The organism is Limosilactobacillus rudii (assembly GCF_014145455.1).
Classification (GTDB): Bacteria; Bacillota; Bacilli; order Lactobacillales; family Lactobacillaceae; genus Limosilactobacillus; species Limosilactobacillus rudii.
The window spans coordinates 16,222-24,738 of sequence record NZ_JACIVB010000017.1 but is presented as its reverse complement, the minus strand read 5'-3'; the positions used below and the strand labels follow the sequence as shown (position 1 = coordinate 24,738).

Annotated in this window: 1 protein-coding gene; it reads left to right on the top strand. The window is 42.6% G+C overall.

From position 1 onward, the window contains the following. Positions 1-381 precede the first annotated feature (381 nt). Positions 382-8,463 carry a Rib/alpha-like domain-containing protein gene (locus H5S39_RS00375; protein ID WP_182595110.1) on the top strand — a complete coding sequence of 2,694 codons (8,082 nt, stop codon included), beginning with the start codon at positions 382-384 and terminating at the stop codon, positions 8,461-8,463. Positions 8,464-8,517 lie beyond the last annotated feature (54 nt).

Below are 8,517 nucleotides of genomic sequence, written 5' to 3'. Positions count from 1 at the left end.
TTTTGGTTTATCGATAGATACTATGATGAGTCAAAAATAGCTTTTCAGTTTTGAACTGTAGGCTAAAATAATGGAAAATAGCATTGGGTTAGCTAATTCTCTACGTGTTTAAGGGCTATTGACGGTTGGACCAGGGTGATAAATAGCATATTTCTACTTTTCACCTGAAAACGCTTATCGCATTTATGACTAATTACTTTATATATGATAAATCTATCATGCGAACAAAAATAATTTTTTGGGCTGCTTTCCCTTTAGAGCATAGGGTTTACGGCCGTTGGGGAAAATTTATTCTTTGAAAACATGATAAATTAGTTTAGAATCAAACACGTTAATTAATAATTATGTTTATAAGCCACTAACTAAGAGGGGGAAATTTAAATGTTGTCAAAGAATAACCGACAAGAATATTTCCGTAAGCAGGAACCGAAGAAACAACGGTTTACGATTAAAAAGCTTACGGTAGGTGTTGCTTCTGTATTACTAGGATTTACATTTATGGGGATAAATGCATCTGCTAGTGCTGATGAAGTACAACCTGATTCTGATGCTAATGCACACTCCGCAACCAGTGCCCAAGCAAGTAACGACGCAAACGCTACTAGCACTACTTTAAAGGCTTCTGCTGCAGCTGATTCTTCAGCAGTTGCGCCAAGTGCGGCCCCAGCTAGTCAATCCGCTACGGTTGCTGACGCATTTGAAAAGGCAGTTGCATCAAACACTGCCGAAGCAGAAAAAGCTGCTGCAAGTTCACATGGGCAAAGTGACGCACCGGCAGCGAGTTCGGATGTTGATACTAACGCTGTTTTAGAATCAGTAGCTGCTGAAAAGACCACTGCTAACGCAAACGAAAATACTGCTTTCCGTGCAGCGCAAAATAATGATCAACCAGGTAAGCAATACGATGTTATAGATGGTGTTGCTACTGTTGATGGCATTTACGGTTTAAGTCAAGCGATTGCTAACAAAGATGTTAATACTATTAACCTTTCAAATAACATCGATTTAACCAACTTAACTGATGAAGAAGCTGATGTTAAGGGTGGTGCCTGGACCGGTGGTAACAAGGGTGACTATCATAATACATTACTTGGCGCTCATGAACTTGCATTTGGTAATAAGAACGCATTTGATAAGACGTTTAATGGTATTGCCCGTGATTTAACTATTGATGGTAATGGTCACGAACTTAACATGGGTCAATGGTTCTTCAGTTTCTGGGATAAGAACTACGATAACGGTGCTAAGTGGAACTTAACTGTTAAGAACATGGATCTTAAGACTAATGACACTACTAGTGGCTATGGTCCATTCCACTTCTTCGTAAATCAAAAGAACGCTGACAACACTAACTTAACTTTTGAAAACGTTACTGCTGATGTTAAGAACGCTTCGTTAGTTGATAACTCTGGGGCTGGTGTTGGTCAAATCAACGTTACTTTTGCAGGTAACAACAAGGTAACTAACGTATTACCAGGAACTGGTTACAGTACAGTTGTTGCCCGCAATGTTGACTTTGCCAAAGATGCAACTCTCGACATGAATGTTACTGGCCCAGTTACTAGTGGCAAGACCACTGGTAAAGGCTACAACGCATTCTACGTTGGTGTTGAAAATGAACGTGATGCAACTCTTGAGAAGCCAGCTGCCCAGGGTAACTTCACGATGGGTGAAAACGCTAAGCTGACTTTTAATAAGGGTATTGACCGTGAAAATGGTGTGGGTCACAACTTACGCTTCTTGTACGACAACAATGCTCAAGGTGGTAACGTTGTCTTAAAGAGTGGCTCAAACATGGACCTTACTATGGGTACTGGTCACTCAATCGCAATTTATGCTGGTAACTTGCAAATTGATAAGGACGCCACTTTAAACATTGATACCCGTCAAGATAACAACAAGAACGGTACTGTTAAAGATTCAGCAACTTTAACTAACGATGGTTTCCACTATGCTCCAATTACTCTTAATGTAATTGAAGGTGACCCTCATATTCTCCAGAAGAACAGTAATTCACTTGTTGACAATGGTACTTTGAGAATTGTTCGTGGCGAAAAGGGCATGGACATTCAAACCGTTGATCCGTTAATTTCATTTGGTTCAGGCTATACTAACGAACGACAAACTTATAACTTAACGGTTGGTGAAGGTGCAACTCTTGATTTACAAGATTCAGCTAATTCTGCATACGATGGTACTTGGCCAGATTCAATGAATTGGATTGGTCCAAAGGGTTCCGCAAATATTGCTGGTTTGGTTTCAATGTTTGGTACGGGAGCAACTAACAACGTTACTATCACTAACCCGCAATACGTTAACTTCCAACGCTTAGGTTCGCAAGTTGGTTCAGCATTCCGTCTTGAAGGCCTTCACAACAATGTAATCGTTAAGGCGGATGACGTTAAAGGAACTCCTTTAGCTCAATGGAATGGCTCTAACCAAACTGAAACTCCAGATGAAGCATGGCGAATCCAAGAATTAAATACTCAAGTTGCTGGTGGTAACTTCTTTAGTAACTTCTTACCAGCTGGTGCTAAGGCTGGCGACAAGGGTGGTCAATACTTCGATATCTCAGGTTACTTGAAGAGCAAATATTGGGGAACGCCATTTGACAAGTCAGCAGGTACTGCTGTGATGGCTCCATTCCAAGGCGATTACAAATACGTCAACGGTTCATACATTGGTGATTCAATGAGCGGCGTTCATGGTGTTGGTTTAACTCAATTGACTAACGACTTTAATTGGTGGTCACCACGTCGAATCACTCTTGGTGAAAACGGCAAGATCGTAATCAACGACGCAACCAACTATGAACCAGAAACTCAAGCTATTAACAAGACTACTAACGACAAAGTTAGTGACTTTACTAAGAAAGACTTACAAAATGGGATCAAGGATCTTAAGGGCTCAGATAACACTGTTGCCCAAGACCACGAAACTATTCTTGGACCAGATAGTCTTATTGACTGGAATAATTCTAGTTGGGGCCTTGATTGGAGTAAGACTGACTTCACTGAAGACGGTAAGCTCCGCAAAGATCCAAGTGCTACGTTAACTACAGCTCAACAAAACGTCTACAACGCTTTGAAGAAGATTGCTAGTGTAACTCCAGCCACTAATGAAGATGGTACTCTTAAGGTTAAGACTAGTGGTACTGGCGATGACTTCAACGGTCAAGTAGCAACGATTATTTACAAGGATAGTACAGCAGATCACCCATCAGTTGATTTTGTTCTTGTACCAGTAAATGTTACTGAACCTCAAGCTGATAATTACACTCCTTCATACCCAGCGGTAACAGTTGAACAAGGTAGAGAAACTACAGCTACCCCATCGTTTACGGATAAAGATGGTAAAGCCACAACTGCTCCAGAAGGTACGAAGTTTGTTAAGGGCGATAATGCTCCAGATTGGGCAACTGTTGGAGAAGATGGTACTGTAACATTGAATCCTGGTACTGACGTTACTACTGGGGATTACACTATTCCGGTAACTGTAACTTATCCAGATGGTTCACAAGACCAAACTAGTGTTAAAGTAACGGTTACTGATCACGTTAACGATTCTGATAAGTACAAAGCTTCATACCCAGACCTAAACGTTGAACGTCCAGAAAGTGGTCAAGCTACGCAAAGCGTTAACCCTTCGTTTGAAAATGCTAAGAACATGCCAGAAGGTACTGTTACTGGCTACGAAGCTGGTGACTTCGCTGCTCCTAAGGGTGTAAACGTTGATGTTAACAAGACTACTGGTGAAGTAACAGCAACCGTAGATTCAGATGCTGACCTTGGTTCATTAACTGTCCCTGTAACTGTAACTTACAAGGATGGTTCAAGCACTACTGTTAATGTTCCGGTAAGCGTAACTGGTGTGGACCATGGTAACAATACCTACTATGGCAACCAAACCATGACCTCATTCGAGGCAACTGAACAGAATTACCACAAGACTAGCTATGATTACACTCCAGAAGCTGCTAAGAGTGGTTTTGATACAATTACTTTCTACAGTGAATGGAAAGGCAAGGGTAATACTGCGGATGCTTATAACAAGCATGTAACTTACAAGTTAAATGCTGATCGTACTAAGTTTATTAATACTGAAGATCCAAGTGATAGCTTTGACGCAAGTCTTATTAGTTATGAATGGATTAATAATTCTGACAAGAGTTACCACAAGGGTGTAAAAGCTCCAAACACTAACGTATCTAACTTTGCAGACGGTTCAGCCGACACGCTTTACAAGGTAAATGGTGTTGTTAACTCTGCTGAACAAACTGAAGAAGGTTTACGTGGCAACTCTAAGTGGCGTTACACTTACATGGTTGATAAATCAATCTCTGGTAAGCTTGGATTAGGCTATAACGGTAGCTCAAACTGGTCAAATGTTTACTTCAACTTCTACGGTGCAACTGCTAAGGATAACTTGAAGGCTGGTGTTGGTGAAACTGTACCAACAGAAGCTAAGGATCTTGAAAACTACCTTAACTTAGGTAACTTGGCAACTGGTACTTTTGAAAACGGTCAGTTGACTGGCGCAAGCTGGAATAAGACTCCGGGCCAAGATGGTAAGTTTGTTAAGGGTGCTAATGAAGGTACTGTTCGCTTGACTTTCAACAATGATCCTAATAACTACTTAGACATTGATGTAACGATTGCTGCGGGTTCTACTACAGTTAACCCAACAGATCCAACTGACGAAAACCAAAAGGACCTCTTCATGAATGTTCACCGTGATGTATACGTAGATGGTACAAAGTCAGACGAATTGTCACAAACTCTTAGCTACGCACGTACTAAGGAAGTTGACGCTAATGGGGATACTGTAAGTTACGGCGCATGGACATTTGGCAAGCTTGAAAACGGTAAGTGGATTGCTTCAACTGAAAAGGCTGTCTTCGCTGAAGAAGATGCTCCAGCAGGTAAGAATGCTGATGACGTAACTTACGTACAATACGGCAAAAACGGTAAAAAGACTAAGTCAGACAAGATTAAGTCAGAAGCTGTTCAATCAACTGCTGATGCACACGGCTACTTGACACCACAAAACGGTATTTCGGTATACGTAACTCACGAAAATGGTGGTACTGCTTATGATCCATCAAACAGCGAAATGAACCAGGATGTTACTCGGACAATCACGGTTTACAAGACTGATGGTACTACTGAAACTGTTAAGCAAAATGTTCACTTCGTTCGTGGTGGCGAAGGCCAAAATGCCAAGGACAAGAATGGTAACTGGGTAGACTGGACTGTTGCTACTAAGGATGGCGGCACTTGGAAGTCAACTGGTGCTAAGGCTGGCTCATGGGACGAATACGATGTACCACAAGTTGAGGGTTACACTTCAACTGTTGATGGCAAAGATGCTAAGGTAGTTGAAGGCAATGATAAGGTTACTCCAGAAGCTCATAACACTAATGTAACTGTTGCTTACGACAAGACTACCCAACCAACTGATCCATTAATTGATCCTAATAACCCAGGTGAAAACAGTGATATGTTCGCTCACCCAACACGGACAATTAAGGTAACTGATCCGGTAACTGGTAAAATTACTACTTCAACTCAAACAGTATGGTTCGGTCGGACGAAGACGGTTTCAACTGATCCAAATGCGCCTGTTAAGTACGGTGAATGGCAATTAGGTAAAGTTGATGGAGACAAATTCATTGCTGACGACAAGGCTCCTAGCGTATGGCCAGCATACACAGCCCAAGAGAAGAAGGGTTACACTTCTGTTGTTGAAGGAAACACTGCAGAAGTTAAGGTAACTCCAGATACTGAGGGCGAAACTGTTAACGTTTCCTACAACGCTAACACACCTAAGGGTCAAAATATCACTGTTAATAAGGGTGAAACTCCAGATCCAGCAACTGCTATCAGCAACACTGGCGATCTTCCAGACGGCACGAAGTACGAATGGAAGACTCCAGTTGACACTACTACTCCAGGCGAAAAGCCAGCTACGGTAGTTGTAACTTACCCAGGTGGTAAGACGACTGAAGTACCAGTTACTGTTACTGTTAACCCAACAGATGCTGACAAGTACACTGCTGACGGTGGCAACATTACTGTCGACAAGGGATACACGTTGACTGATGAGGATGCTGAAAAGGCAATTGTTAACCACAATGACTTACCGGCTGGCACGAAGTACACTTGGAAGACACCGGTTGATACTTCAACTACTGGTGACAAGACAGGTGTGGTAATCGTAACTTACCCAGACGGCTCAGTTGACGAAGCTCCAGTAATGGTTCACGTTATCGATGATGCTGCTAAGTACGATCCACAAGGTCAAGATGTCACTATCAAGAAGGGTGACCCGGTTCCAGCTGCTAAGGATGGAATCAAGAACACTGGTGACTTACCAAGCGATACTAAGTACGAATGGGAAGTAGCTCCAGACCCATCTAAGGTCGGCAAGCAACCGGTAGTTATCACGGTAACTTACCCAGATGGTTCACAAGACAAGGTACCGACTACGGTCATCGTAACTGACAACGCTACTACTCCAGACAAGACGGATGCTGAAAAGTACACTCCAGAAAGTCAAGTAGTTAACGTTGACAAGGGTCACAAGCTTCCAGATGCATCAGAAGGTATCAAGAACAAGGATGAGATGCCAGAAGGTACTACTTACACGTGGAAGAATGATGTTGATACTAATACCCCAGGTGACAAGCCTGCTGTAATCACAGTTCACTACCCAGATGGTTCTGCTGAAGATGTACCAACAATCGTTCACGTTAACCCATCACAAGCTGATGAAAACACACCTAAGGGTCAAAACATCACTGTTGAAAAGGATGCTCCAGTTCCAGATGCATCAACTGCTATCACCAACAAGGATGACTTACCACAAGGAACTAAGTACACTTGGGAAATTACCCCTGATACCAGCAAGGTTGGGGACCAGCCAGCTACGGTTGTTGTAACCTACCCAGATGGTTCCAAGGACACTGTTCCGGTAGTAATCACGGTTAACAAGCCGGCTCAACCTCGACAAACTGATGCTGATAAGTACAACCCACAAGGCGGTACAATCACTGCTGAGTTAGGCGATGACTTGACTAATGCTGCTCCTGAAGGTATTACCAACAAGGGTGACTTACCAAGTGGTACCAAGTACACATGGACTAATGGTATTCCATCAACCGCTAAGTCTGGATTAACAATGCATGATGTAACTGTTACTTACCCAGATGGTTCAAGTGAAGTTGTTTCAGTTTATGTCAATGTTACTAGTCAGGCTGACGAGTATACTCCAGAACCACAAGTTGTTACTGTTGATAAGGGTCAGACTCCTAATGCTGAAGATGGTATTAAGAACAAGAGCGATCTTCCAGACGGCACAAAGTACACTTGGAAGACTCCTGTTGACACCACTACTCCAGGTGACAAGTCAGTGACAGTTGTTGTAACTTACCCAGATGGTTCAAAAGATGAAGTGCCAACTGTTGTTCACGTCAAGACTGATGCTGAAAGCAACGAACCAGAAGGCCAACCAGTTAACACTGTTAAGGGTAATGTTCCAGCTGCTGATGATGGAATCAAGAACCTTGATAAATTACCTGAAGGCACTAAGCCTAACTGGACTAACCCAGATCAGGTTAAGGAAGATGTTAACACTGTTGGTAAGCATGATGAACAAATCACAGTAACTTATCCAGATGGTTCAAAGGACACAATCACTGTTACTGTTAATGTGCAAAACCCTGCAAATCCAGGCGGCAACGATCAAGACAAGGATAAATATTCTCCTGAAACTCAACCAATTACCACTCCAGAAGGCGTTCTTCCTGATGCATCAGAAGGTATCAAGAACAAAGGTGATATGCCAGATGGTACCACGTACACTTGGAAGGACGAAGGTAAGGTTAGAGAAGATGTTAAGACTCCAGGTACTCACACTGAAATTATTGTTGTGAACTACCCAGATGGCTCAAACATTGAAAAGCAAGTCGAAGTTACTGTTCCGGCTCCAGAAGGCCAAGGCATTAACACCGACCAGGGTCAACTTCCTAACCCAGCGGATGCTATCAAGAACAAGGACCAAATGCCAGATGGTACTAAGTACACTTGGAAGCAAGAACCTGATGTAACTACACCGGGTGACCACACTGGTATCGTTGAAGTAACATTCCCAGATGGGACGACTTATGAAGTAACTGTTAATGTTCATGTCAACGCAGTAAACGATAATGTTAATGCCGATACTGACAACGGTAATGGCAATACTGCTGCACCACAAGCTGACAACAACACAACAGTAACTAACAAGGTTGCAGCGCCTGCTTCTACTGGTGATAAGAAGCAAAGTGCCGCACCTGCTAAGCAATTACCACAGACTGGTAATGAAGCTAACAATACTGCTTCATTAGTTGGATTAAGCCTCGCTTCTGTTGCAAGTCTCTTTGGCTTAGGCGGCTTACGCAAGAAGAAGGAAGCAGATAAATAGATCCATTCCCCCTCAAAAGGATTTAGTAGCTAAATAAGTCTGCTGATGAAGTAA